The organism is Ideonella sp. P3_A4 (assembly GCF_056403075.1).
The window spans coordinates 1-24,774 of record NZ_JBFUGE010000010.1 but is presented as its reverse complement, the minus strand read 5'-3'; the positions used below and the strand labels follow the sequence as shown (position 1 = coordinate 24,774).

The following is a 24,774-nucleotide window of genomic DNA, read 5'->3' as shown; positions in this document are numbered from 1 at the left end:
CAGGGAATCGGTCGCGTCAGGCATTGCGCAGCAAGCCCGACGAATAGTGCAACTGGCCGGCGGCATCGACAACAACCGCGTCGATGTCCGGCAATGAATTGATCAGGGCCAGGCCGCGCTGGCAGCCGAGCATGAACACGGTCTTCGACAGCGCCTCGCTGGTCAGGCCATCATTGGCCAGGATCGTGACGCTGCGCACGCCGGACGGCGAGCGGCCGGTGCGCGGGTCGATCAGGTGGTGGTGGCGCACGCCGGCCTTCTCGAAAAAGCGCTCGTAATCGCCCGAGGTCGAGACGGCGGCGTCCTGCAATGGCAGCACCGCGACGACCTCGCCTTCGCGGCGCGGGTCGCGCACGGCGATCATCCAGGGCCGGCCGCGGCGGTCGCCCAGCACATGGCTGTCGCCGCCGGCACTGACCATCGCGTTGGTGATGCCGCGAGCCCGCAGGATCGCGATGCAGCGGTCCACCGCATGGCCCTTGGCGAAACCGCCCAGGTCGATGCGCATGCCGGGGCGGCCGAAACGCAGCGTGCGCGAAGCGTCGTCGAGCAGCAGCTGGTGCCAGCCGATCGCCTCGCGCGCCGGGGCCAGCGCGGCGTCGTCCGGCGCGACGCCGGCGCGGTAGTCATACAGGTGACCGGCGCTGGCGTAGCTGATGTCGAAAGCACCGTCGGACCAGCGCGAGAACTCGATCGCCCGCGCCAGCAGCATGCACATCTCGTCGGACACGCGCACCGGCATCTGGCCGGCGTCGCGGTTGATCAGCGACAGTTCCGACTCGGGCTTGTGCGGACTCATCGTGCGGTCGATGCGGCGCATCTCTTCCATCACCGCCGCCATCGCCGCCTCGCCGGCGCGCCGGTCGTCGGCCCACAGCTCGACGGCCACGGTCGTGCCCATGATGGCTTCGTCGCGCCGCATCCAGCCGGCGGGCGCCTCGGCGCCGACCGACGTGTGGCCAGCCATCGAGGCCGAAAAACGGGAGCGCAAAGAGGACAGGCTGGAGAACAACATTGGCAAAGACGGTGCCCGACGCGTCGGCCAACGGCCTACAAAACGTGGGATGGACAGAGAACCCGGCGGTGGCGCATGAACAACCACAACGCAGTCGGGGAAATGTAACTGCCCGCCCGCTTGGTTTCGCCATTGCTTTCGGCGAGGCGATGCTTCATGTGTATGCATTCGCAACATCACCGAAATGAGGCGTTCACCTCGCGGCGAGAACAATGTCACACTGAGTCATCGGCCTGGCGCGGGTCAATCTACGCGCCAGCCCGCCGCTGTGCGGCGTCGATGCTGGGCCCGGCCCCCTCGGCAAAGGCCGCACCACGCCGGGCCGCGGTCAGGTTGATGCCATTCTCGGAGGACTGTGTGGCCACTGTTCGTTACCTCGTGCACGATGTCGACACCTGCCTGCCCTTCTACGAAGCCCTAGGGTTCACCCTGAGTGAGCGCTGGGGCCCGCCGTTCGCGATGCTGGCCCGCGGCGACCTGACGCTGTGGCTGGCCGGCCCCGGCACCTCGGCCCAACGTCCGCTGGCCGACGGCCGCCAACCCGAGCCCGGCGGCTGGAACCGGCTGGTGATCGAGGTCGACGACCTCGACGCGGCGCTGAAAGCCTTAGGCCCCACCGGCGCGCGCTTTCGCAGCGACCCCATCGCCGGCCCCGGTGGCCGCCAGGTGCTGGCGGACGACCCGGCGGGCAACCCGATCGAGTTGTTCGAAGCAGGCGGCGGCTGAATGAGCGCCGCGCCGATGGCAGCAACAGCCACGCCTGCGGCGGAATTCACGGCCCCCATCAACTGCACCGCAATCGGGCAGCTGTTTGGGGTTTGGCCCGGGCGCTTCTTTTGCTTCAATGGATTTGCCGGGGATGGTTTTTCGATCCCGAAAGGCCACGGCCGGTGAACGATGTCGACGGAGGTTCGCATGTCCTCATCCGCCCAACGCCTGCCCGCTGTCAGCGGCCTGCTGCCGATAGCGCGCATGCGCAGCCTGTTCCGCGTCGACGAGGTCGAGAAGCGGCTGCAGAAGCTGCCCCCACGCGAACACGAAAGCCTGCGCAGCACCTATGAGCGGATGCTCGAACGCGGCCCCGAGCGCTTTCAGGTCAAGCCTTCGGGCCTGCCGGTGATGGACCGGCTCTACGACGAACTGCCGAACTTCCACGAAGTGCTGGACGATCTGAAGCGCCAGCTCGCGCTGTGCCAGGACAGCAAGGACGCGCTGGAGCTGACGCCGATGCTGCTGCTCGGCCCGCCGGGAGTCGGCAAGACCCACTTCGCCCGCGCGGTCGCCCACCTGCTGGGCACCGGCATGGGCTTCATCTCGATGAGCTCGCTGACCGCCGGCTGGGTGCTGTCGGGTGCCTCCAGCCAATGGAAGGGCGCACGGCCGGGCAAGGTCTTCGAGACCTTGATCGACGGCCCCTATGCCAACCCGGTGATGGTGGTCGACGAGATCGACAAGGCCCGCGGCGAGCACGCCTACGACCCGCTCGGGTCGCTGTACAGCCTGCTCGAACACGACACCGCCGGCAGCTTCACCGACGAGTTCGCTGAGGTGCCGATCGACGCCAGCCAGGTGATCTGGGTCGCGACCGCCAACGACGAGCGCGCGATCCCCGAGCCGATCCTGAACCGCGTCAACGTGTTCGAGATCCAGATGCCCGATGCCGATGCGGCCCGCACGATTGCGCTGCGCCTGTACCAGGGCATCCGCAACGAACACGACTGGGGCCGGCGTTTCGACCCGGCGCCGAGCGAAGACACGCTGGCCTGCCTGGCCGACATGCCGCCGCGCGAAATGCGCCGCGCCTGGATGACCGGCTTCGGCAACGCCCGGCTGGACGGCCGCGAGCAGGTCGAACCCCGCGACCTGCCCTCGGCCTCGACCAAGCGCGGCAGCATCGGCTTCGTGCACTGAAAGCGGCGCGGCGCCGCGCGCCGCGTCAATCGGCGGCGGCGAAGCTGCGCAGCCCGTCCAGGTTCAGCACGGTCAGGCCACAAGGCTCGATCCGGATCAGCCCTTCGTCGTTCAGCCGGCGCAGGCTGACGTTGACCCGCTGGCGCGAGAGCCCGCACAACAAGCCGATCTCGGCCTGCCGCAGATCGACGAAATCGCGCGTGGCGGGGTACAGGTCGCGGTTGAACAACGACGCCAGGCAGCGCGCGACACGGGCGTCGGTGCCCAGCAGGCGGTCGTACTCGAGCAGCCCGATGAACAGGCCCAGCCTTGCGTTCAGCAGGTGCTGCAGGTAGTGGTTGAACGACAGGTTGGTCTGGCGCAGGCGCTCGAAGGTCGCCAAAGGCATCAGCACCAGGCGCGACGGGCGCAGCGCCACCACGTCGTAGCGCCGCGATTCGCGCTTGAGCAACGAGCCCTCGCCGAACCAGCCGCCGCCGATCAGCCCGGCCAGCGTGCTGACCTTGCCGGCGGGCGAGGTGACCGACATCTTCAGCACGCCCTCGGCCACGCCGCACCAGTGGACGACGGGCTCGCCCATCGCCGCCACATAGCCACCAGCCGGCACCTGGCGCTCGCTGCATTCTTCGGCCACGCGGTCGCGCTCGGCCGGATCGAGCGCCGCGCCCCAGACGGACGCGGCCAACATCTGCTCAATGCGCTGGTGACTGCTTGCCATGGCGCGCCGAGCATACGCCGGCGCGCGGGTGGTTCAATGGATGAACCGACCGTCGCGGGCGATCAGCGTCAGGTCGACAAAGCGCGACGCGCCACGGCCGGGGGTGTCGAAGCCCAGCGAAAAGCCACCGACGTCGAACGAGCGCAGGCCCCAGGCGGCTTGCAGAAAGCCGGCGCGCGTGAACGGGGTCGAGCAACGGCGCAGCACCTCGGCCAGGACCTGCACATTGATGTAGCCCTCCAGCGCGATGTGCGAAGGCGCCAGCGGCGTGTTCGCGGCTGCCCAAGCCTGCATGAACTCGCGTGACACCTTGACCAGCGCGCTGCCCGGCAGGGGCACGACCTGCGCCACCGCGATGCCTGCCGCGTCTTCACCCAACGCCGTCAGCGTGGCCGCAGAGCCCATCACCGACAGCGCGTACAAAGGTGTGCCGCGCCGCATCATGCGAAAGGCCTTGACGAAGCCAATCGTCGGCTTGCCGGCCAGCCCGACCAGCATGGCCTCGGGCGCTGCGTCGGCCAGTTGCTTCGCGGCCTCGGCCGCGTTGCTGGCATCGCTGCGCACGGTGGCGCGCCCGATCAGCCCCAGCTTGTGCTGGGCGGCCGCCGCCTCGGCGGCTTGCGCCACTTCATTGCCGAACGCGTTCTCCTGCGTGACCAGGCCAACGCGCTGGAGACCGAGTGTCGCGAGGTGCTGGACCAGCCGCTCGACCTCTTCGGGGTAGCTCGCCCGAATCGGCAGCACGTTGCGCAAGTCACGCGGCCGCGTCGACACGGCACCTGTCAACGGCGCAAAGCACGGCACATCCGTGCCGCGCAGCATCGGCAACATCGCCTCGACCATCGGCGTGCCCATGCAGCCGAACAGACCCAGGCAGCCCTCTTCGCCCAGCATGCGGCGCGCATTGGCCACCGCACGGGTGGCGTCGTAACCATCGTCCTGGGTCACCAGCTCCAGCGGGCGCCCATGGATACCGCCACGGGCGTTGACCACCCCCGCGCCGACCTTGGCACCGGCGTGCAGCGCCTGACCCAGCTCAGACAAAGGGCCGGTCAGCGCGACCGATTGGCCGAAGCGGATCGGGTCACCGCTGGGCCCCGGTCCGGCCCAACCGAGGCCACTGGCCAGCAGGCCCGCCGCGCCGATCAGGCGGCGGCGGTAGCTGTCCGTCGGGCCCGTGGGTGGAGCCCCTAACTTCACGTCTGACTGCATCTGCATCTCCGTGCGCCACGCGCCATTGCGAGCGTCGGGCATGCTAGGCCAGCGATGGGCGAAACACGGTCGTTGCGACGACAACGCAACACCGGTGGCGCCTCGGGCTTTCCCCGGTACAACAAGCCGGCGGTTCATGCGCGGCTCGTATGATCCGCCGCATGCCCGCCTCTCTCGATGGCCGCCTCGTGGTGGCCCTGTCCTCGCGTGCGCTGTTCGACTTCGAAGAAGAGAACCAGGTCTTCGAGGCGAACAACGACCGCGCCTACATGCAGTTGCAATTGCAGCGGCTGGACCAGCCCGCGCGCCCCGGCGTGGCGTTCTCGCTCGCGCGCAAGCTGCTGGCCTTCAATGCCAACGCCAGCGCCCCTGCGGTCGACGTGGTGATCCTGTCGCGCAACGACCCGGTGTCGGGCATGCGCGTGTTCCGCTCCGCACAGCACTACGGCCTGCCGATCGAGCGCGGCGCGTTCACGCGCGGCCAGAGCCCCTGGCGCTACCTGCGGCCGTTGGGCGCACAGCTGTTCCTGTCCGCCAATCTCGCGGACGTGCGGCAGGCGCTGGAAGCCGGCGTGCCCGCCGCGCAGGTCTACCCGCACTCGGCGCGCGCGTCCGAAGCGCACCCGAACGAACTGCGCATCGCCTTCGACGGCGATGCGGTGCTGTTCTCCGACGAGGCCGAGCTGGTGTATCAGCGCGAAGGGCTCGATGCCTTTCAGCGCCACGAAGTCAGCCGCGCCGGCACGCCGCTGCCGCCAGGGCCCTTCAAGCCGTTGCTCGAAGCGCTGCAGCGGCTGCAACGCAGCACCGCCGCCGGCGGCACGCAGATCCGCACCGCGCTGGTCACTGCGCGCAGCGCACCGGCGCACGAGCGCGCGATCCGCACGCTGATGGACTGGCAGATCGAGATCGACGAAGCGATCTTTCTCGGTGGCCTGCCCAAGGGCCCGTTCCTGCGCGAGTTCGAGCCCGATTTCTTCTTCGACGACCAGACCGGCCACGTGGCCAACGCCGCACCGCATGTGCCCTCGGGGCATGTCGCCTCGGGGGTGCGCAACCTTGACGCCGAGCCCGCACGAGCGCCAGCCGCCGAATGAACACCACCACCGTGCCGCTGCCCGCCAGCGCGACCAGCGCCGCGAGCCACCGCCACCCGCCGGGTCTGAAGATCATCTTCCTGACCGAGATGTGGGAGCGTTTCAGCTACTACGGCATGCGGGCGCTGCTGGTGCTGTACCTGGTCAATGCGATGGGCTATGCACGCGCCGACGCATTGCAGATCTACGGTCTGTACACCGGCCTGGTCTACATCACGCCGCTGATCGGCGGCGCGATGGCCGACCGCTGGCTCGGCTCGCGCCTGGCCGCGGTGATCGGCGCAGCCATCATGATGCTCGGCCACTTCGCGATGGCGATGCCCTCGCTGCTGCCGCTGGCCTTGGGCCTGTTGATCGTCGGCAATGGTTTCTTCAAGGCCAACACGACCGCGATGGTCGGCATGCTGTACCCGGACGAGAACGACCCGCGGCGCGCGGCCGGCTACACCTACTTCTACATGGGCGTGAACCTGGGCGGCTTCATCTCGCCGATCGCCGTCGGCACGCTGGGCCAGGTGGTCGGCTGGCACTGGGGCTTTGCCAGCGCCGGCATCGGCATGGCGATCGGCATGGCGGTGCTGTGCTGGGGCCAGCGCTGGTTGGGCAACGCAGGCCTGCGCGACCAGCAGGCGCCGGTGAGCTGGAAGAACGCGCCGCTGGTCATTGCTTTCTGCGTGGCGAGCATCGCGTTCGTGCTCGCCGTGTTGGCGGTGGCGCCATCGTTCGGTGCACTGTGGCGGCCGCTGCCGACCGCCGTGAAGACCATCGCCTGGCTGGTGCTGCTGGGGCTGTGCGCCTGGGCTGCCTTGCGTGGGCCCGATGGCCGGCTGATGCGCTTCACCCGGCCCGAGATCGGCCGCGTCGCGGCGATCGGCATCGTCGCGGTCTTCGTGGTCTTCTTCTGGATGGGCTTCGAGCAGACCGGCGGCACGATGACGCTGTTCGCCGACAAGCAGACCGACCGCCACATCGGCGGCTGGGAGGTCCCGGCCTCTTGGTTCCTCAGCATCAACCCGCTCGGCATCTTGCTGCTGGCGCCGGTGTTCGCGTGGCTGTGGACGTCGCTCGACAGCTCTCGCTTCAAGTTGCCCGACACCGCCAAGCAAGGCCTGGGCATGATCGTGCTGGGCCTGGGCTTCGTGATGATGGCGGCGGCGCAGACCCGTGCCGAGCAGTTGGGCACGGTGGGCCCGCAATGGCTGGCCGGGGTCTACCTGTTGCACACCATCGGCGAGCTGATGCTGTCGCCGGTCGGGCTGTCGCTGGTCTCGCGCGCCGCGCCGCGGCGGCTGGTGGGCCTGTTGATGGGCGTGTGGCTGATGGCGATCGGTGTGGCCAACTACCTGGCCGGTGCGCTGGAAGGGCTGCTGGCCGGCAGTGGCATTCCACTCTATGTATTCTTGTTCGGCACGTCGATCGGCGCGGGCGTGTTGCTGCTGGCGCTGACGCCTTGGCTGCAGAGACTGCTCAGCAGCCGCGACTGAAGAGAGGCTCTTGATGATGGATTTGGCACGCTGGCTTGGAGTCTCCCACCCGGTCCTGCAGGCGCCGATGGCCGGCGCACAGACGCACGCCATGGCCGCCGCCGTCAGCAACGCCGGCGGCCTGGGTGCGCTGCCGGCAGCGATGCTGAGCCTGCAGGCGCTGGGCGAAGAGCTGACCGCGCTGGCCACCGCCACCTCGGCGCCCTTCAACGTCAATTTCTTCTGCCACACGCCGCCACGGCCCGACACCGAACGCGAGGCCCGCTGGCGCGAGGCGCTCTCGCCGGCCTACCGCGAAGCCGGCATCGACCCGGCGACGATCCCCGCTGGCCCGGGCCGAGCGCCTTTCAGCCACGAGGTGGCCGACGTCGTCGAGCCATTCCGCCCGGCGGTCATCAGCTTCCACTTCGGACTGCCCGCGCCGGACCTGCTGGCGCGCGTCAAAGGCTGGGGCTCGAAGGTGCTGGCCTCGGCGACGACGGTGGATGAAGCGCGCTGGCTCGAGGCGCACGGCGCCGACGCCGTCATCGCGCAAGGGGTCGAAGCCGGCGGCCACCGCGGCATCTTCCTCAGCGACGACCTGAGCACCCAGCTCGGCAGCTTCGCGCTGTGGCCGCAGGTGGTCCAGGCGGTGAAGCTGCCGGTGATCGCCGCCGGCGGCATTGCCGACGCGGCCGGCGTGCGCGCCGCGCACGAGCTCGGCGTGGCCGGGGTGCAGATCGGCACGGCCTACCTGCTGTGCGACGAGGCGCTGATCAGCCCGCTGCACCGCGCGGCGCTGAAGACCGACGCTCCGACCGTGCTGACCAACGTCTTCACCGGCCGCCCGGCGCGCGGCATCGTCAACCGCGTGGTGCGCGACTGGGGGCCCGTCAACCCGCTGGTGCCGGCCTTTCCGCTCGGCACCGCCGCGATCGCGCCACTGCGCGCGTGGGCTGAAGGCCGTGGCCACGCCGACTTCACACCACTGTGGTCGGGCCAGAACCGCAGCGGCTGCCGCGAAGGCGCCGCCGCCGACCTCACGCGGGAGTTTGCCGCGGCCTGGCCGGTCTGATCTGCCGGCGCAGCCGCGCCGCCTTGCCCTCTCGCGCCGCGCGGCGTGCGCGCCACTGCGCACCGAGTGCGTAGTTCCTCGTACGCAACCTTCCTCATGCGCAGCGCGGCCGGAGTGCAACACTGGCTTCGCTGCGCCGGCTTTTCGGGCGCACATGCCGCGCAGGCAAAGGAGCCAAGCGATGCAAGCGCTCATCAGCCGCATCACCGACCCGTTCAGGGCGCTGGTCCCCTGGTCGTGGTCGAACCGCCATGCCGAAATGGTGCAGTTGCGCGCGGAACTCGCCCAAGCGCGCGCCGCAGCTGCCGAGGCCAAGAGCGCGCGGCACGCCTGCATCACCCGCACGACCCACGAGTTGCGCACGCCGCTGAATGCGGTGCTCGGCTACGCGCAGCTGATGCACCTCGAGGCCGGTCTGACGGACAAGCAGTCCCACAGCCTGCGGACCATCGAACAGGCCGGCCACCACATGCTGGCGCTGGTCGACGAGATCCTCACGCTGTCATGCCAGGAGGCGGGCACGTTCCTGCTGCACGACGCGCCACTGCGGCTGTCGTCCTTTCTCGACAACGTGATGGACCTGGTGCGCCCGCAGGCGGCACAGAAGCGGCTGGTGCTGCGGCTCGATGCGCAGTCGCTGCCGTATGGCGTGAAGGCCGATGCGCAGCGCCTGTGCCAGGTGCTGCTGAACCTTCTCGCCAACGCAGTGCGCTTCACCGACGAGGGCGAGGTCGTGCTGCGCGTGCGGCCCACCGTCGGCCCCGTGGGCATGGCTCGGCTGCAATTCGAGGTGGCTGACACCGGCGTCGGCATCGCGCCGCAGGAGCTGCCCAAGCTGTTCCGGCCGTTCCACCAGGTCGGCGACGCCGCGCGGCACGCCGGCGGCACCGGCCTCGGTCTCGCCATCAGCCGCCAGTTGGTGCGCGCCATGGGTGCCGAGATCGAAGTGCGCAGCGCACCCGGTCACGGCGCCAGCTTCACCTTCACGCTGGACCTGCCGCTGGTGGCGCCTGCCGCCATGCAGGCGACGAACAGCGCTTGATCCACGCCGGCCACGTTTTGAGCGCCTTGACGGCAGCGGCTCAGGGCAACTCGAACACGTAGAGCCGACCCTGGCTGTCTTCGGGCGCCAGGTTGTCGGCACTGCCGATGTAGACGCGGCCGTTGACCACCGTCGGCGATGAGTTGACGATCGACTCGCGCACCATGGCGCTCCAGATCGTGCTGCACTGGACCTGCCCGCAGGGCGCCGCCTTCCAGGCCAACAGTTCGCCAGTGTTGCGGCCGGCATAGACGACACCATGGGCCACTGTTGGCGACGAACCGATCGCAGCCTGGAAGCCGGGCCCGAACAGCAGCCACAGCGGCGGGCAGCGCTCCTTGCCGCAGCCCGCCGCGTCGTAGGCCGCGAGCCCGCTGCCGAGCCCGATGTAGACCCGGCCGTCGGCCACCGCCGGTGAGCCGCCGAAGAACTGGTTTTGATCGACTGCTTGCCACAAGGCCGCGCAGGTGCTGACGCCGCAGCCGGCCGCATCGAAAGCGGCCAGACCATGGGCGGCGCCGATGTAGACCACCCCGTCGACGATCGCCGGGCTCGACTCGAAGGCCGGCCCCGGCAGCTTGCCGGTCCACAACGGCTCGCACGACGACGCACCGCAGCCCGCCGCATCGAACGCGTAGAGCTTGCCGTCATCGGCACCGACATAGACCACACCACCGGCCACCAGCGGTGTCGATTCGATCGTGCCGTGGGTGCGGCCGGTCCACAGCGGGTCGCACAGCTTGGCGCCGCCGCAACCTTGCGCATCGAAGGCATACAGCCGTCCGTCGTAGGCGCCGACGTAGACCACCCCGTCGGCCACGACCGGCGACGATTCGAGGATCGACTCCTTGCCGGCCCTGCCCTGCCACAGCGGCGCACAGACGTCTTGCCCGCAACCGGCCGCGGCAAACGCGTTCAGGCGGCCGTTGTTGTTGTCGAACGAGGTCTGCGAGCCAACGTAGACGATGCCGTTGCTCACTGTCGGCGAGTCGACGATCTGCGCCAGCGAGGTCGAGCGCCACAGCGGCTGCGTGCACAGCGACTGGCCGCAGCCCTTGGCCGGGTAGGCCCACAGCGTGCCGTCGATGGAGCCGATGTAGACCACGCCATCGACCACCGCCGGTGACGACGAGAACACCAGCTGGCCCAGCTGCGCCCCCCAGGCCTGCTGCAACTGCGGCACCTTGGCTGGGCCGAGCTTGCGCTCCAGCGGATTGAACCCGGTGTGGCCCTCGTCGAAACGGAAGTGCGGCCAGTCGGTCGGCGCGGCCAGGGCGCCGAACGCCAACAGCACCAGGCTCCCAGCGCCGACCCGGGCCACTGCCCGAACCAACCCGCGCGCGAATCGGCGTGTGCAACGCATTGAGATCGTCATCTCGGCCTCCTGCGCGCGGTCATCTGGCCGCTGCAGTGGGTGCGCGTCACCGGCCCAAAGGTTGCCGGTGCTAGCCGCGACCGGCCACCGGCGGCGCGAAACGCTTCAGTGCCTGGCTGGCCATGCCATGGGCGAGTTCCTCCTCGCCGAAGAACACCTGGCCGATGCCCTCGTGGCGCAGCAGCTCGGACTCTTCCTCGTTGTGGGTCCGCAGCAGGATCTCGATGTCCGGGTTCAACGCGCGCGCGGTCTCGGCCATCTGGCGCACGTTGATCGTGTCGGGCGTGGCCACCACCAGCATCGCCGCGTCGGCAATGTGCGCCTGGATCAGAACCGCCGGGTCGGCCGCATTGCCCGACACCGCGGCAATCCCGTTCTTGCGCAGGGCTTCCACCAACTCGCGGTTCTCTTCAGCCACCACGTAGGGGATGCCGCGCTCGTCCAAGGCTTTGGCGATGCGGCGCCCCACGCGCCCGTAGCCGACCAGCACCACCTGGCCTTCCAGGTACTTGCGTTCGGTGCTCATCGGCAGCTCGGCGTAGGGGTCTTCGCGACGCTCCAGTTCGCGCGCCCGCGCCGAATGTTTCAGCACCCAGCGGCGGATCGGCTCGCTGGCGCTGAACAGGAAGGAGTTGAGCGCGATCGAGATCAACACACCCGCCAGGATCAGGCTCATGCCTTCGGCCGGCAGCAGGCCCAGCGACAAACCCAGTCCGGCCAGGATGATCGAGAACTCGCCGACCTGGCCCAGGCCGGCCGCCACCGACAGCGCAGTGTTCAGCGGGTAACGCAGCGCGATGACCAGCGTCATCGAGACCAAGGAGTTGCCCAGGATGATGATGGCGAGCACGCCCACCACGCGCGCGGGTTGATCGACCAGGATCGCCGGGTTGAACACCATGCCCACCGAGACGAAGAACAGCACCGAGAAGGCATCGCGCAGCGGCAGGGATTCTTCGGCCGCCCGGTGGCTGAACTCGGACTCGCGCATCACCGTGCCGGCGAAGAACGCGCCGAGCGCGAACGACACGCTGAACAGCGCCGACGCGCCGTAGGCGATACCGATGGCCGTCGCGATCACCGCGAGCGTGAACAGCTCGCGCGAGCCGGTACGCGCCACCTGCCACAGCAACCAAGGCAGTACCCGGCGCCCCACCACCAGCATCAGCACGATGAAGGCCGACACCTGCAGCAAGGTCTGCCCGATCGACAGCCACAGCGACTCGGTGTCGGCCACCACCGCCGTCGTGCTGCCCAGCGCACCGGCCAGCGGCGGCAACAACACCAGCACCAGCACGGTGACGAGATCCTGCACGACCAGCCAGCCTACGGCGATGCGGCCGTTCAAGGTCTGGAGCATGTTGCGGGACTCCAGCGACTTCAGCAGCACCACGGTGCTGGCGCAAGCCAGGGCCAGGCCGAGTATCAGACCACCGCCGACGCTCCAACCCCACCAACGCGCGAAGCCAAAGCCCAGCGCAGTGGTCACGCCCATCTGCACGATGGCTCCGGGTATCGCCACGCGCCGCACCGCGAGCAGGTCGTTGGGCGAGAAGTGCAACCCGACGCCGAACATCAGCAGCATCACGCCAATTTCTGACAGCTGCGAGGCGATCTGCGCATCGGCGACGAAACCAGGCGTCGTGGGTCCGATCAGGATGCCGGCGAGCAGGTAGCCCACCAGCGCCGGCATCTTCACCAGTTCGGCCAGGAAGCCCAGCAGCAAGGCCGCGCCGAATGCGGCTGCAACAGTGGTGATGAGGGAAACGCTGTGATCCATCGGGTTCCGGTGGGGGGCCGCCTGCAGCAAGGCGGCATGGTGAGACTTGGCGGCTCTGAAGTGGCAGCCGGCACCAGGCCCACCCACTCGCTCCAACAATGCCAACCCGATCGATGATATGCGGCCATCTCGGCGCGGACACCGACGGCGGCCGCGATGCCGCAAGGCAGCCATCGGCCGCATGAACCGTGCCGGCCGCCAAGCTCGACCTATTCCGACCCAAGCTCAGGTTATGCCGTTCCCGTGGGTTCGTATTGCCGCAAGCCCTGCAGATCGAGCACCCGCACACCGCCGTACTCGATCGCGATCAGCCGCTGCACCTGCAGCGCTTGCAGCGCCTCGTTGACTCGCTGGCGCGACAGGCCGACCAGGTAGCCCAGTTCCTGCTGCGTGATGCGCAGCAGCTGGCCGACGCCGGGGTAGAGCACTGGATGGAATAGCGCCGCCAGATTGCGCGCCACGCGCGTGTCGGGGTCGTTGAGGCGGTCGGTCTCGCGTGCGGCGATGAATTGGCCCAGCCGTTCGTTGAGCTGGTTCAGCACGAAGCGGTTGAACGGGATGCTGCGCTCCAGGAGGTCATGGAACGTATCGACCGGCAGACCAGCCACCGTGCTCTTGCGCAGCGTCTCGATGTTGTAGCGGTAAGGCTCGCGCTTGAGCAGCGTGCCCTCGCCGAACCAGGCACCCGGCGGCACGCCGGTGAAGGTGACCGGCGCGCCGGCGCCCGGCTCGTTGCTCATCTTCAGCAAGCCTTCGAGCACCCCGAACCAGTAAGTGGCCGGGCGGCCGAGGCGGCAGATCTGTTCGCCCGGCTCGGCGTGGGCCAGCATGATGCTGGTACGCGCCATGCGCTGGTCTTCGGGCTCCAGCACGGCCAGCCACGGGATGCTCGCCAGCTCGGCATCGCTGGGTGCCCGCGCGCGTTCGCGCAAGGGTCGGGCTTCGGAGGCCATGGGAGGGGGTTGCCGCGGCAAGGCTGTCTCGAAGATTGTCAGCCAAGTGGCCAAACGGCGTCAAACCACCGGCACCGATGAGCAGTAACACCGATCAAGAAGCAGCGCGGACGGCCGATACCCCGTGTTGCTGTCTAGTCCGCCATGCTGTTGCTCGCCCGTCGCTCGCTCGCCCACCGTCCTGTTGTCGCCCCCCTGTCGCAGGCCGCCGCCGGCTGGGTCGCCGCAACACTAGTGGCAGTTCTGGCGCTCGCCACGCACCCGGCGCAGGCGGCCAATTCGGCCAGCGCACCGAATGTGGCGCGAGCAGCCGAATCGACGGACGCCGTGCTCACCGACCTGCGGCTGCACGGTTACCCGTCGCCGCTGATCGCACTGGAGCGCTTGCAACAGGCGCCGCCCGAGACGAACGCGGACACCCAGTCGTCCCTCGATCTGCGCTGGCGCTATGAATCGGCGCTGGCAGACATGGCCATGCGCGCCCGCGAAAACAAAACGGCCCAGGCGGCGATGGATCGCCTGCAGGCCATGGCCGAAAGCGAACGCTGCGCCCCCTGTGCCACCACCCTGCTGCTGCGCCAGGCCCAACAGGCCGAATCGGCCGATCCGGCCACGCTGCGTCAACGCCTGACGGCGCTGCTGGCGCTGCCCGAGCCGGCCGATGCGCAACTGCAGTCGGAGTGGTACATGGCCCGCGCCGCGGCGCAGCTCGCCCTGGACGAATACGAGGGCGCGATCACCGATGCGCTGAAGACAGTGGACCTCACTGCGCAGCAAGAACGCCCGGCCGACCGCGTGGTGGCGCTGAGCCTGTTGTCCGTCGCCAATGCCAGCCGCCGCGACCTGCCGCGTGCGATCGAATTGACCCACGAGGGCATCGCGCTGGCGCGCGAGATCGGCTTCGGCTTCGGGCTGGTGCGTCTGCTGGTCAACCACAGCTACACACTGGCCTCGCAGAAGGAAAACACCGAACGCAAGCGGGTGCTGGAAGAGGTGCTACCGCTCACTGAGGCGACCCGCGGCCTGCAGCGCATTCGCCTGAACACCTTGATCAACCTCGCCGCGCTGAGCAATGACCTGCACGACTACAAGAAGGCCGTGGCCTACGCCGAGCGCGCTGAGCAGGTCTCGGACCGGAAGGTCGACCCCAACAGCTACGCCTTCACGCTGGTGAACCGCGGCGTGGCCTGGGTGCACCTCGGGCGCGTCGACGAAGGCTTGGCGCTGGTCAAGACCTCGATCGACATCGCCGAACAGACCGGCGACAAGCGCGAGCTGGCCGACCTGGTCGAGCAGCAGGTCGATGCGTTCGAGACCGCCGGGCGCCCACAGGCGGCGCTGCAGGCCCTGCGCCGCTGGGTCGTCATGAACAACGAGCTGACCACGTCGCAGCGCGAAGCGGCGATCACGCAGCTGCAGGAAAGGTTCGTGGCCCAGCAGCGAGTGCGCGAGATCGACAACCTCAAGCTCGACAACGCCCGCCGCGAAGCCGAGTTGCAACTGCGTGCGTGGCGCGAACGGGCCTGGGCCGCGGCGGCGGTGGTGGTCGCGCTGCTGGCCTTCTTCATCTGGCACCGGCTGACACGCTCGCGACGGATCAACAAGGGGTTGCGGCAAGACGTGGCTCGTCTCAGCGACGAGTCACACCACGACCCGATGACCGGCGCCTTCAACCGCCGCTACGGCGAAGCGCTGCTGCAGCGGCTGCACAACGACAACGCCGGCCTGCCGGCAGGCCTGCAGCGCACGGTGTCCTTCCTGCTGCTGGATGTTGACCACTTCAAGCGGGTCAACGACACGCACGGCCACGCTGCGGGCGATGCGGTGCTGATCCAGATGACGCAGCGCCTGCAAGCGATGCTGCGCGACGGCGATGCGGTCGTGCGCTGGGGTGGCGAAGAGTTCTTGCTGGTCCTGCCGGGCACCGACGACAGCGGTTTGCAGGTGGTGGCCGACCGGGCGCTGATGGCGATCGGCCAGATGCCGATCGAGTTGTCTGCGGGCAAGCCCCTGGCCATCCGCGCTTCGGCGGGTGGTGTGGCGTGGCGCGCGGGCGGTGATGTCCCGTGGGCCGACCGGCTGGCGCTGGCCGATGCGGCGCTCTACCAGGCCAAAGCCGAAGGTCGCAACCGGGCGGTCTGCGCCTTGGCGGACGAGGCCTTCACCGAGGCCGAACTGCAGCAGTTGCCCGGCTTGGTGGCGCATGGCCGCCTGCAACTCCACACGGTGCCCGGGGTGCCGCAACCCGAACCGGCGAACCAGCCGACACCTCTGCCGGCGGAAGCACCCGCGGTAGCCTGAGGGCGCGCATTCGACCGGCGCAGCGGGCCCGGCCCGCCTATCGGGCTGTCGCCCGAGCGAGGCCATCGCCGACGGTCGCCACTCGGGAAAATCCGTAGCGGAATCGCCCGAAGATTGTCGTCCAACCGACAACACGGCGTCAAACTTCGGCCTAGGATGCGTCCCATCAACGCTGCCGGCCGGAGGGCTCGAGCGGCGGGCCGACCGGAGACTGACGCGCCGTGCAAACGACTTTTGTGCGATTGATGCTGGACCACGCCGCCAAGCGGCCGGACGCGCCGGCGTTGCGGGAAAAGGAATACGGCATCTGGCAGACCACCAGCTGGGCTCAGCTTGCCGAGCGGGTTCGCTACCTGGCATGTGGCCTCGCGGCCGCCGGCCTGACGCGGGGCCAGCATGTCGTCGTGATCGGCGACAACCGGCCGCGTTTGACCGCCGCGATGCTCGCAGCTCAGGCGTTAGGGGCCGTCCCGGTCCCGCTGTACCAGGACGCCGCGGCCACCGAGTTCACCTTCCCGATCAACAACGCCGAAGTCCGCTTCGCGATCGTCGAAGACCAGGAGCAGGTCGACAAGCTGCTCGAGGTGCGCGAACAGTGCCCGCAGCTGGCGCACATCTGGTACGACGACCCGCGCGGCCTGCGCCACTACGCCGAGCCGGGTCTGGCGTCGCTGGACACGCTGCTCGAAGCAGGCAAGCTGCACGACAAGTCGCACCCAACGCTGTTCACGCACGAGGTGGCCCTGGGTCAACCGGGCGACGTGGCGGCGATGTTCTTCACCTCGGGCACCACCGGCCACCCGAAGGGCGTGGTGCACACCCACTTCTCGCTGCTGGACCGCGCGGCAGCCGGCAAGACCTTCGACAAGCTGACCGAAGACGAAGAGGTGCTGGCCTACCTGCCGCCGGCCTGGATCGGCCAGAACATCTTCAGCTTCGCTCAGTGGCTGGCCTGCGGCTACATCGTCAACTGCCCCGAGTCGGCGGCCACGGTGTCGATCGACATGAAGGAGATTGGCCCCAGCTACTACTTCGCGCCGCCGCGCATCTTCGAAGGCATGCTGACGACGGTGATGATCCGGATGGAGGACGCGAGTGCGATCAAGCGCGCGCTGTTCCACCACTTCATGGCGCTGGCCAAGCGGGTGGGCCCGGCACTGATGGATGGCAAGCCGGTCGGTGTGATCGACAGGCTGCGCTACGCGATCGGCAACGTGCTGATCTACGGCCCGTTGCGCAACACGCTGGGCCTGTCGCGCGTGCGCGTGGCCTACACCGCGGGCGAAGCGATCGGGCCGGATCTGTTCAGCTTCTACCGATCGATCGGCGTCAATCTGAAGCAGCTCTACGGCTCGACGGAGACCGCGGTCTTCGTCTGCCTGCAGCCCGACAACGAGGCCAAGTCGGACACGGTCGGCGTGCCTGTCGAAGGCGTGCAACTCAAGCTGTCGGACTCGGGCGAGCTGCTGGTCAAGTCTCCGGGTTTGCTGAAGGAGTACTACAAGAACCCGGCTGCCACCGCCGAGGTGCTGACCAGCGACGGCTGGTACCACACCGGTGACGCCGGCTTCCTGGACGCCGGCGGCCACCTGAAGATCATCGACCGCGCGAAAGACGTCGGCCGCCTGCTCGGTGGCGCCAACGATGGTGCGATGTTCGCGCCCAAGTACGTCGAGAACAAGCTGAAGTTCTTCCCGCACATCAAGGAGGCAGTGGCCTTCGGCGACCAGCGCGAGAAGGTCTGCGCCTTCATCAACATCGATTTCGAGGCGGTTGGCAACTGGGCCGAGCGGCGCAACCTGCCCTATGCCGGCTACACCGACTTGGCGCAGAAGCCCGAGGTGTATGCGCTGATCCGCGACTGCGTCGAACAGGTCAACGCCGACCTGGCGCGCGACGAACTGCTGGCCGGCAGCCAGATCCACCGCTTCCTGGTGCTGCACAAGGAACTCGACGCCGACGACGGCGAGATGACCCGCACCCGCAAGGTCAAGCGCGGCTTCATCAACGACAAGTACCAGGTGCTGGTGGAGGCGATGTACGAAGGGCGACCGGAGCAGTTCATCGAGACCGCAGTGAAATTCGAGGACGGGCGCAGCGGCAGCGTCAGCGCGACCTTGAAGATCCAAGACGTTAAGACGTTCGCCCCGACGCGGAGGGCCGCCTGATGAGCGTTCATCGCCCCATCGGCGAGGTCATCCTCGACGTGCAGAACATCAGCCTGCGCTTCGGCGGCGTGAAGGCGCTGACCGACATCAGCTTCAACGTCCGTGAGCACGAGGTGCGCGCGATCATCGGCCCGAACGGCGCCGGCAAGAGCTCGATGCTGAACTGCATCAACGGCGTCTATGTGCCGCAGGACGGCAAGATCAGCTTCCGTGGCCAGACCTTCAGCCACATGAACTCGCGCCAGGTGGCCGAGATGGGTGTCGCGCGCACCTTCCAGAACCTGGCCTTGTTCAAGGGCATGAGCGTGGTCGACAACCTGATGACCGGGCGCAACCTGAAGATGAAGACCAACATCTTCCAGCAGGCGATCCGCTGGGGGGCGGCCGAGCGCGAAGAGACGGCGCACCGCGCTTTCGTCGAACACATCATCGACTTCCTCGAGATCCAGGCCCACCGCAAGACGCCGGTCGGCCGCCTGCCTTATGGCCTGCAAAAGCGTGTCGACCTGGGCCGCGCGCTGGCGATGGAGCCGAGCGTGCTGCTGCTCGACGAGCCGATGGCCGGCATGAACGTCGAAGAGAAGCAGGACATGTGCCGCTTCATCCTCGACGTCAACGACGAGTTCGGCACCACCATCGTGCTGATCGAGCACGACATGGGCGTGGTGATGGACATCTCCGACCGCGTCGTGGTGCTCGACTACGGCAAGAAGATCGGCGACGGCACGCCCGACGAGGTGCGCGCCAACCCCGACGTCATCAGTGCCTACCTCGGCACCAGCCACTGAAGGCGGACAAGCGATGGGATTCTTCCTCGAAACCTTCTTCGGCGGCCTGATGGCGGGCATGCTGTATTCGCTGATCGCGCTCGGCTTCGTGCTGATCTTCAAGGCCAGCGGCGTCTTCAACTTCGCGCAGGGCGCGATGGTGCTGTTCGCCGCGCTGGCGATGGCGCGTTTTGCCGAGTGGGTGCCGCGCTGGCTGGGCACCGACAGCAAGCTGCTCGCCAATGGCATCGCCTTCGTGCTGGCGATGGCCTGCATGGTCGCGGTGGCCTGGCTGATCGAGCGGTTGTGCCTGTCCAAGCTCGTCAACCAGGAGCCGATTGCGCTGCTGATGGCCACGCTCGGCATCACCTACTTTCTGGACGGCTTCGGCCAGATGCTGTTCGGCTCGGACATCTACAAGATCGACGTCGGCCTGCCGAAGGACCCGATGTTCCTGTTCGAGCAGACCTTCCAGGGCGGCGTGCTGATCAGCCAGGAAGACCTGGCCGCTGCGGTGATCGCCGCCGCACTGGTCGCAGTGTTGGCTCTGTTCTTCCAGAAGACGGCCACCGGCCGAGCACTGCGTGCGGTGGCCGACGATCACCAGGCGGCGCAGTCGATCGGCATCCCGCTGTCGCGCATCTGGGTCATCGTCTGGTCGGTCGCCGGCTTTGCCGCACTGGTCGCCGGGATCATCTGGGGCAGCAAGCTCGGCGTGCAGTTCTCGCTGTCGCAGGTCGCGCTGAAGGCGCTGCCGGTGGTGATCCTCGGTGGCCTGACCTCGGTGCCCGGCGCCATCATCGGCGGGCTGATCATCGGCGTCGGCGAGAAGCTGTCCGAGGTCTATCTCGGGCCCTCAATGGGCGGCGGGATCGAGATCTGGTTTGCGTATGTGATGGCGTTGTTGTTCTTGCTCTTCAGGCCCCAAGGGCTCTTTGGAGAGAAGATCATCGATCGCGTCTGAGATGCCCGTGAAAGTACATCTTCAACCAAGTGGCGTGCGCGGATCCGGCTCTGCCGGTCCGCTGCGCGAGCCCCCTCGGGGGGCAGCGACCAGAGGGAGCGTGGGGGCATGATTTACCGTGAGAACGGCCAGTTCAAGACCAGCTACCGGGCGGACCAGCAGATCTTCCCGATCCGCCAGGACCGCATCGTCATCGTCGCGTTCCTCGCGCTGGCCTTCGTCGTCGTCCCGGGCTTGGCCAGCGAGTACATGCTGCGCGCGATCCTGGTCCCGTTCCTGATCCTGTCGCTGGCCGCGATCGGGCTGAACATCCTGGTCGGCTACTGCGGCCAGATCTCGCTCGGCACCGGCGCGTTCATGGCGATCGGCGCCTACGCGGCCTACAACTTCAATGTCCGCATCGAAGGCATGCCGCTGCTGCTGTCGCTGGTGCTCGGCGGCGTCTGCTCGACGGCGGTGGGTGTGCTGTTCGGCATCCCCAGCTTGCGCATCAAGGGCCTGTACCTGGCGGTCGCAACACTGGCGGCGCAGTTCTTCACCGACTGGGCGTTCCTGCGCATCAAGTGGTTCACCAACGACTCGTCGTCGGGTTCGGTCAACGTCTCGGGGCTGCAGATCCTGGGCTGGCACATCGACACCCCGGCCGACAAGTACCTGTTCTGCCTCGGCCTGGTCTGCGTCTGCGCGTTGATGGCCAAGAACCTGGTGCGCGGCCACATCGGGCGTGAATGGATGGCGATGCGCGACATGGACGTGGCCGCCGCGGTGATCGGCATCCGCCCTGTCTACGCCAAGCTGTCGGCCTTCGCGGTGAGCTCCTTCTTCGTCGGCATCGCCGGTGCGTTGTGGGGCTTCGTGCACCTGGGTTCGTGGGAGCCAGCGGCGTTCTCGATCGACCGTTCGTTCCAGCTGCTGTTCATGGTCATCATCGGCGGCCTCGGGTCGATCATGGGCAGCTTCTTTGGCGCCGCCTTCATCATCGTGTTGCCGATCGTGCTGGACAACCTGCCTTACTGGTTCGGCATCCCGGTCGACACCGCCTTGGCCTCGCACTTGACCAACATGGTGTTCGGCGCACTGATCGTGTTCTTCCTGGTCGTCGAGCCGCATGGCCTGGCCCGCCTGTGGTCGACCGCGAAAGAAAAGTTGCGCCTGTGGCCCTTCCCTCATTGAATCAACGACAACGGGCCCACGAGGCTCGCCCACCGCACTGACGAGTGCTTTTCCACCTCCGGAGGTAGACACGATGTTGAAGTTCAAACCCCTCGCATCCGCGGCACTGCTGGCGGCCTCAGGGCTGACGGCGTTGGCCACTGCGCCGGCGGCATTCGCGCAGGCCAAGGAGCAGTTCTTCCCGGTGCTGGTCTACCGCACAGGGGCCTATGCGCCGAACGGCGTGCCGTTTGCCAACGGCTATGTGGACTATCTGAAGCTCGTCAACGCCAAGGGCGGCATCAACGGCGTCAAGATCAGTTTCGAAGAGTGCGAGACCGGCTACGCGACAGACAAGGGCGTCGAGTGTTACGAGCGACTGAAAGGCAAGGGCGCAACGGTGTTCCAGCCGCTGTCCACCGGCATCACCTTCGCGCTGACCGAGAAGGCGCCGATCGACAAGATCCCGCTGATCACCGCCGGCTACGGCCGCAGTGAATCGGCTGACGGCGGTGTCTTCAAGTGGAACTTCCCGCTCGCCGGCACCTACTGGGTTGCGGCCGACGTGCTGATTCAGAACATCGGCCAGAAGGAAGGCGGGCTCGACAAGCTCAAGGGCAAGAAGATCGCGCTGGTCTACCACGACAGCCCGTACGGCAAAGAGCCGATTCCGCTGCTGACGGAGCGCAGCAAGCAGCTGGGCTTCGAACTGCAGTTGCTGCCGGTCACCGCGCCGGGTGTCGAGCAGAAGTCGACCTGGCTGCAGGTGCGCCAGAACCACCCCGACTACGTGCTGCTGTGGGGCTGGGGCGTGATGAATTCGACCGCACTGAAAGAAGCGCAGGCCACCGGCTACCCGCGCGAGAAGATGTACGGCGTGTGGTGGAGCGGCGCCGAGCCGGACGTGAAGGACGTGGGCGAAGGCGCGAAAGGCTACAACGCGCTCGCGATGCAGCACGGCGCCGGCCGCAGCAAGGTGCACACCGAGGTGCTGAAGCTGGTGCACGAGAAGGGCCAGGGCACCGGCCCGGCCGACGAGGTGGGCACGGTGCTGTACACGCGCGGTCTGATGTCAGCGATGCTGGGCGTCGAAGGCGTCAAGCGTGCGCAGGAGCGCTACGGCAAGGGCAAGGTGATGACTGGCGAGCAGGTGCGCTGGGGCCTGGAGAACCTGGCACTCGACCAGCCCAAACTCGACGCGCTAGGTTTTGCCGGCGTGATGCGCCCGATCAGCACCAGCTGCGCCGACCACATGGGCGCCAACTGGGCCCGCGTCCACACCTGGAGCGGCAAGGCCTGGCAGTTCAGCTCGGACTGGATCGAGGCTGATGCGCAGATCTTGAAGCCGATGGTGAAAGCTGCCGCGGACAAGTACGCGGCGGAGAAGAAGCTCACACGACGCACGCCCGAGGACTGCCAGTCGTGATGGCCGCTTTCCAACCCTTGTCCGCCGCGTGCGGCTGAACGTTTCTGCACTCTCCCCTTCCCCTCTCGCCAGGCGAGAGGGGTTCGATGCACCCCCATCCCCCGCCCCGCGGGGGTGGCCCCCTGGTGGGGCCTTCATTCAAGTGCCGCGTGCGGCACTTGAATGAGTCAAAGGCGAAGCGATGAGCAATATTCTGTTGAACGTCAACGGCATCGAGGTCATCTACAACCACGTGATCCTGGTGCTGAAGGGCGTGTCGCTGCAGGTGCCCGAAGGCCAGGTGGTGGCGCTGCTGGGCGGCAATGGGGCAGGCAAGACGACGATGCTGCGTGCGGTGTCGAACCTGCTCGCGGGTGAGCGCGGCGAGGTGACCAAGGGCAGCATCGACCTGCGGGGTGAGCGCATCGAGAAGCTCAGCACCTCGGCGATGGTCGAGCGCGGCGTGATCCAGGTGATGGAAGGCCGGCACTGCTTTGCCCACCTGACGATCGAGGAGAACCTGCTGACGGGAGGCTACACGCGGCGTGACGGCAAGGCCGCGGTGGCCGAGACGCTGGAGAAGGTCTACACCTACTTTCCGCGCCTGAAGACGCGGCGCGGCTCGCAGGCCGCCTACACCTCGGGCGGCGAACAGCAGATGTGCGCGATCGGCCGCGCGCTGATGGCCAACCCGAAGATGGTGCTGCTGGACGAGCCGTCGATGGGGCTGGCGCCGCAGATCGTCGAAGAGGTGTTCGAGATCGTGCGAGACCTGAACCAGCGCGAGAAGGTCACCTTCCTGCTGGCCGAGCAGAACACCAACATCGCGCTGCGTTACGCCGACTACGGCTACATCCTCGAGAACGGCCGCATCGTGATGGACGGCGAGGCCAAGGCCTTGCGCGAGAACGAGGACGTCAAGGAGTTCTACCTCGGCATGGGCGGCGGAGATCGCAAGAGTTTTCGAGACGTCAAGAGCTACAAGCGCCGCAAGCGTTGGCTGGCGTGATCACCGGGCAACAGGGAATCATCATGAGCACGGACGATTTCGGTTTTGCACCGCCGGCGTTCAAGCCGGCGGAGGCGTTGGTGCAGCTGAAGCGCTCGCTGCGTGACCTGCGCACACTGACTGAGCGCGGCGATGGCTTCGACCTGAAGGGCGCGCGAGTCATGGAGCTGGTGGCCGGTGAGACGGCGATCGACGCGAAGCTGGCCAAGCGCCCATCGCGCCAGGTGCCCGAATGGGACCGCTTCACGCTCGACGGCAGCGCCGCGGTACGCAAGTTCGGCGACGAGGTGAAGAAACGCCTCGCGCGCTGGACCGAGGAGGAGCGATGAGCGACGCCTTCTACGACCCGCTCGAGACTCGGCCGGCGGCGCAGCGCGAAGCGGCGTTGATGGCGGCGCTGCCTGGCAGGGTGGCCCACGCGCAGGCCCGCACAGACGCATTCGCCGAATTGCTGCGGGGCGTGGTCGCCAGCGATGTGACGGGCCGCGCTGCGCTGGCCAAGCTGCCGGTGATCCGCAAGGGCGAGCTGCTGGAGCGCCAGCAGCGCGACCGTGCCGACTCGACCAAGCACGATCCGTTCGGTGGCTTCTCGGCCATCGGCTGGCGCGGGCTGCTGCGTGCGCAAGGTGCGAAGCGCGTGTTTCAGTCGCCCGGCCCGATCTATGAGCCCGAGGGAGAAGCGGCCGACTACTGGCGCATGGCGCGCGCGATCCACGCCGCCGGCTTTCGTGCCGGCGACTTGGTGCACTGCAGCTTCAGCTACCACCTGACCCCGGCCGGCTCGATGATGGAATCTGGCGCGCATGCGGTCGGCTGCACAGTGTTCGCCGGCGGCATCGGCAACACCGAGCTGCAGTTGCAGGCGGTGGCCGAGCTGAAGCCGCACGGCTATATCGGCACGCCCAGCTTCCTGCGGATCCTGCTCGAGAAGGCCGCCGAGACCGGTGTCTCGACCGCGTCGATCACCAAGGCGATGCTGGGCGGCGAGGCCTTTCCGCCGTCGTTGCGAACCTGGTTCCAGCAGCGTGGCATCGAGGCCTACCAGAGCTACGCGACAGCCGACCTCGGGCTGATCGCCTACGAGACCACCGCCCGCGAAGGCTTGGTGCTCGACGAAAGCGTGATCGTCGAGATCGTGCGGCCCGGCACCGGCGATCCGGTGCCCGATGGTGAGGTCGGCGAAGTCGTCGTGACCACGCTGAACCCCGACTACCCGTTGGTGCGCTTCGGCACCGGCGACCTGTCGGCGATCCTGCCGGGGTCCTGCCCCACCGGCCGCAGCAACACTCGCATCCGCGGCTGGCTCGGCCGCGCCGACCAAACGGCCAAAGTCCGCGGCATGTTCGTCCACCCGGGCCAGGTGGCCG

General features: G+C 67.9%; 21 protein-coding genes. 15 read left to right on the top strand and 6 right to left on the bottom strand.

Annotated elements, in window-relative coordinates; all coding sequences use genetic code 11:
- Nucleotides 1-16: 16 nt before the first annotated feature.
- The gene (locus AC1DYI_RS02955; protein ID WP_477202572.1) at nucleotides 17-967 is read right to left on the bottom strand and encodes an FAD:protein FMN transferase; all 951 of its coding nucleotides are present in this window, start codon (nucleotides 965-967) and stop codon (nucleotides 17-19) included.
- A gap of 405 nt (nucleotides 968-1,372) precedes the next feature.
- Between AC1DYI_RS02955 and AC1DYI_RS02950 the strand changes: the two genes are divergently transcribed.
- Both AC1DYI_RS02950 and AC1DYI_RS02945 read left to right on the top strand, forming a co-directional pair.
- A complete protein-coding gene (locus AC1DYI_RS02950; protein ID WP_477202571.1) occupies nucleotides 1,373-1,741 on the top strand; it encodes a VOC family protein in 369 nt (122 codons plus the stop codon).
- A 189-nt stretch (nucleotides 1,742-1,930) separates the two neighbouring features.
- Nucleotides 1,931-2,926, top strand: coding sequence for an AAA family ATPase (locus tag AC1DYI_RS02945; RefSeq protein WP_477202570.1), 996 nt, complete (start codon nucleotides 1,931-1,933; stop codon nucleotides 2,924-2,926).
- A 25-nt stretch (nucleotides 2,927-2,951) separates the two neighbouring features.
- On the opposite strand, the gene AC1DYI_RS02940 is transcribed toward AC1DYI_RS02945, so the two are convergent.
- The gene (locus AC1DYI_RS02940; RefSeq protein WP_477202569.1) at nucleotides 2,952-3,644 is read right to left on the bottom strand and encodes a Crp/Fnr family transcriptional regulator; all 693 of its coding nucleotides are present in this window, start codon (nucleotides 3,642-3,644) and stop codon (nucleotides 2,952-2,954) included.
- 33 nt (nucleotides 3,645-3,677) lie between these two features.
- Nucleotides 3,678-4,856, bottom strand: a complete 1,179-nt coding sequence (locus AC1DYI_RS02935; RefSeq protein WP_477202568.1) for an ABC transporter substrate-binding protein — start codon at nucleotides 4,854-4,856, stop codon at nucleotides 3,678-3,680.
- Between the two features lie 161 nt (nucleotides 4,857-5,017).
- Here AC1DYI_RS02935 and AC1DYI_RS02930 point away from each other — a divergent pair, with 161 nt between their 5' ends.
- The 4 genes from AC1DYI_RS02930 to AC1DYI_RS02915 all read left to right on the top strand — a co-directional run bounded on the left by AC1DYI_RS02930 (nucleotide 5,018) and on the right by AC1DYI_RS02915 (nucleotide 9,533).
- On the top strand, nucleotides 5,018-5,953 hold the full coding sequence (locus AC1DYI_RS02930) for a 5'-nucleotidase (protein ID WP_477202567.1): 936 nt from the start codon (nucleotides 5,018-5,020) through the stop codon (nucleotides 5,951-5,953).
- A complete protein-coding gene (locus AC1DYI_RS02925) occupies nucleotides 5,950-7,437 on the top strand; it encodes a peptide MFS transporter (RefSeq protein ID WP_477202566.1) in 1,488 nt (495 codons plus the stop codon). The genes AC1DYI_RS02930 and AC1DYI_RS02925 overlap by 4 nt, the downstream gene beginning before the upstream one ends.
- A 13-nt stretch (nucleotides 7,438-7,450) precedes the next feature.
- Nucleotides 7,451-8,491 carry an NAD(P)H-dependent flavin oxidoreductase gene (locus AC1DYI_RS02920; RefSeq protein ID WP_477202565.1) on the top strand — a complete coding sequence of 347 codons (1,041 nt, stop codon included), beginning with the start codon at nucleotides 7,451-7,453 and terminating at the stop codon, nucleotides 8,489-8,491.
- 181 nt (nucleotides 8,492-8,672) lie between these two features.
- On the top strand, nucleotides 8,673-9,533 hold the full coding sequence (locus AC1DYI_RS02915; protein ID WP_477202564.1) for a sensor histidine kinase: 861 nt from the start codon (nucleotides 8,673-8,675) through the stop codon (nucleotides 9,531-9,533).
- Nucleotides 9,534-9,573: 40 nt separating this feature from the next.
- Here the strand turns inward: AC1DYI_RS02915 and AC1DYI_RS02910 are convergent, their stop codons facing one another.
- From AC1DYI_RS02910 to AC1DYI_RS02900, 3 genes are all read right to left on the bottom strand, one after another.
- Nucleotides 9,574-10,908, bottom strand: a complete 1,335-nt coding sequence (locus AC1DYI_RS02910) for an outer membrane protein assembly factor BamB family protein (RefSeq protein ID WP_477202563.1) — start codon at nucleotides 10,906-10,908, stop codon at nucleotides 9,574-9,576.
- A gap of 70 nt (nucleotides 10,909-10,978) precedes the next feature.
- Nucleotides 10,979-12,688, bottom strand: coding sequence for a cation:proton antiporter domain-containing protein (locus tag AC1DYI_RS02905; RefSeq protein WP_477202562.1), 1,710 nt, complete (start codon nucleotides 12,686-12,688; stop codon nucleotides 10,979-10,981).
- A 230-nt stretch (nucleotides 12,689-12,918) separates the two neighbouring features.
- A complete protein-coding gene (locus AC1DYI_RS02900; RefSeq protein WP_477202561.1) occupies nucleotides 12,919-13,641 on the bottom strand; it encodes a Crp/Fnr family transcriptional regulator in 723 nt (240 codons plus the stop codon).
- Nucleotides 13,642-13,785: 144 nt separating this feature from the next.
- Between AC1DYI_RS02900 and AC1DYI_RS02895 the strand changes: the two genes are divergently transcribed.
- The 9 genes from AC1DYI_RS02895 to AC1DYI_RS02855 all read left to right on the top strand — a co-directional run.
- Complete coding sequence (locus tag AC1DYI_RS02895; protein ID WP_477202560.1) at nucleotides 13,786-15,942, top strand: diguanylate cyclase domain-containing protein; 2,157 nt, start codon at nucleotides 13,786-13,788, stop codon at nucleotides 15,940-15,942.
- A gap of 221 nt (nucleotides 15,943-16,163) precedes the next feature.
- Complete coding sequence (locus AC1DYI_RS02890; protein ID WP_477202559.1) at nucleotides 16,164-18,110, top strand: AMP-dependent synthetase/ligase; 1,947 nt, start codon at nucleotides 16,164-16,166, stop codon at nucleotides 18,108-18,110.
- Nucleotides 18,110-18,898 carry an ABC transporter ATP-binding protein gene (locus AC1DYI_RS02885; RefSeq protein ID WP_477202558.1) on the top strand — a complete coding sequence of 263 codons (789 nt, stop codon included), beginning with the start codon at nucleotides 18,110-18,112 and terminating at the stop codon, nucleotides 18,896-18,898. Before AC1DYI_RS02890 ends, AC1DYI_RS02885 begins: the two co-directional genes overlap by 1 nt.
- Nucleotides 18,899-18,911: 13 nt before the next feature.
- The gene (locus AC1DYI_RS02880) at nucleotides 18,912-19,841 is read left to right on the top strand and encodes a branched-chain amino acid ABC transporter permease (protein ID WP_477202557.1); all 930 of its coding nucleotides are present in this window, start codon (nucleotides 18,912-18,914) and stop codon (nucleotides 19,839-19,841) included.
- A gap of 108 nt (nucleotides 19,842-19,949) precedes the next feature.
- Complete coding sequence (locus AC1DYI_RS02875; RefSeq protein WP_477202556.1) at nucleotides 19,950-21,014, top strand: branched-chain amino acid ABC transporter permease; 1,065 nt, start codon at nucleotides 19,950-19,952, stop codon at nucleotides 21,012-21,014.
- Between the two features lie 76 nt (nucleotides 21,015-21,090).
- On the top strand, nucleotides 21,091-22,419 hold the full coding sequence (locus tag AC1DYI_RS02870; RefSeq protein WP_477202596.1) for an ABC transporter substrate-binding protein: 1,329 nt from the start codon (nucleotides 21,091-21,093) through the stop codon (nucleotides 22,417-22,419).
- A gap of 181 nt (nucleotides 22,420-22,600) precedes the next feature.
- Nucleotides 22,601-23,407 (top strand): ABC transporter ATP-binding protein, encoded by an 807-nt coding sequence (locus AC1DYI_RS02865; RefSeq protein WP_477202555.1) that lies wholly within the window; start codon nucleotides 22,601-22,603, stop codon nucleotides 23,405-23,407.
- A 23-nt stretch (nucleotides 23,408-23,430) separates the two neighbouring features.
- Nucleotides 23,431-23,736, top strand: a complete 306-nt coding sequence (locus AC1DYI_RS02860; RefSeq protein WP_477202554.1) for a hypothetical protein — start codon at nucleotides 23,431-23,433, stop codon at nucleotides 23,734-23,736.
- A partial coding sequence (locus AC1DYI_RS02855) for a phenylacetate--CoA ligase family protein (protein WP_477202553.1) occupies nucleotides 23,733-24,774 on the top strand: 1,042 nt, incomplete at its 3' end. The genes AC1DYI_RS02860 and AC1DYI_RS02855, both read left to right, overlap by 4 nt.

Excerpts from the sequence above, each read along its gene's own strand:
- AC1DYI_RS02925 (WP_477202566.1), top strand. The coding sequence starts at position 5,950 with ATGAACACCACCACCGTGCCGCTGCCCGCCAGCGCGACCAGCGCCGCG.
- AC1DYI_RS02885 (WP_477202558.1), top strand. The coding sequence starts at position 18,110 with ATGAGCGTTCATCGCCCCATCGGCGAGGTCATCCTCGACGTGCAGAAC.
- AC1DYI_RS02920 (WP_477202565.1), top strand. The coding sequence starts at position 7,451 with ATGATGGATTTGGCACGCTGGCTTGGAGTCTCCCACCCGGTCCTGCAG.
- AC1DYI_RS02915 (WP_477202564.1), top strand. The coding sequence starts at position 8,673 with ATGCAAGCGCTCATCAGCCGCATCACCGACCCGTTCAGGGCGCTGGTC.
- AC1DYI_RS02905 (WP_477202562.1), bottom strand. The coding sequence starts at position 12,688 with ATGGATCACAGCGTTTCCCTCATCACCACTGTTGCAGCCGCATTCGGC.
- AC1DYI_RS02955 (WP_477202572.1), bottom strand. The coding sequence starts at position 967 with ATGGCTGGCCACACGTCGGTCGGCGCCGAGGCGCCCGCCGGCTGGATG.
- AC1DYI_RS02865 (WP_477202555.1), top strand. The coding sequence starts at position 22,601 with ATGAGCAATATTCTGTTGAACGTCAACGGCATCGAGGTCATCTACAAC.
- AC1DYI_RS02930 (WP_477202567.1), top strand. The coding sequence starts at position 5,018 with ATGCCCGCCTCTCTCGATGGCCGCCTCGTGGTGGCCCTGTCCTCGCGT.
- AC1DYI_RS02880 (WP_477202557.1), top strand. The coding sequence starts at position 18,912 with ATGGGATTCTTCCTCGAAACCTTCTTCGGCGGCCTGATGGCGGGCATG.
- AC1DYI_RS02875 (WP_477202556.1), top strand. The coding sequence starts at position 19,950 with ATGATTTACCGTGAGAACGGCCAGTTCAAGACCAGCTACCGGGCGGAC.
- AC1DYI_RS02940 (WP_477202569.1), bottom strand. The coding sequence starts at position 3,644 with ATGGCAAGCAGTCACCAGCGCATTGAGCAGATGTTGGCCGCGTCCGTC.
- AC1DYI_RS02900 (WP_477202561.1), bottom strand. The coding sequence starts at position 13,641 with ATGGCCTCCGAAGCCCGACCCTTGCGCGAACGCGCGCGGGCACCCAGC.
- AC1DYI_RS02945 (WP_477202570.1), top strand. The coding sequence starts at position 1,931 with ATGTCCTCATCCGCCCAACGCCTGCCCGCTGTCAGCGGCCTGCTGCCG.
- AC1DYI_RS02895 (WP_477202560.1), top strand. The coding sequence starts at position 13,786 with ATGCTGTTGCTCGCCCGTCGCTCGCTCGCCCACCGTCCTGTTGTCGCC.
- AC1DYI_RS02935 (WP_477202568.1), bottom strand. The coding sequence starts at position 4,856 with ATGCAGTCAGACGTGAAGTTAGGGGCTCCACCCACGGGCCCGACGGAC.
- AC1DYI_RS02860 (WP_477202554.1), top strand. The coding sequence starts at position 23,431 with ATGAGCACGGACGATTTCGGTTTTGCACCGCCGGCGTTCAAGCCGGCG.
- AC1DYI_RS02910 (WP_477202563.1), bottom strand. The coding sequence starts at position 10,908 with ATGACGATCTCAATGCGTTGCACACGCCGATTCGCGCGCGGGTTGGTT.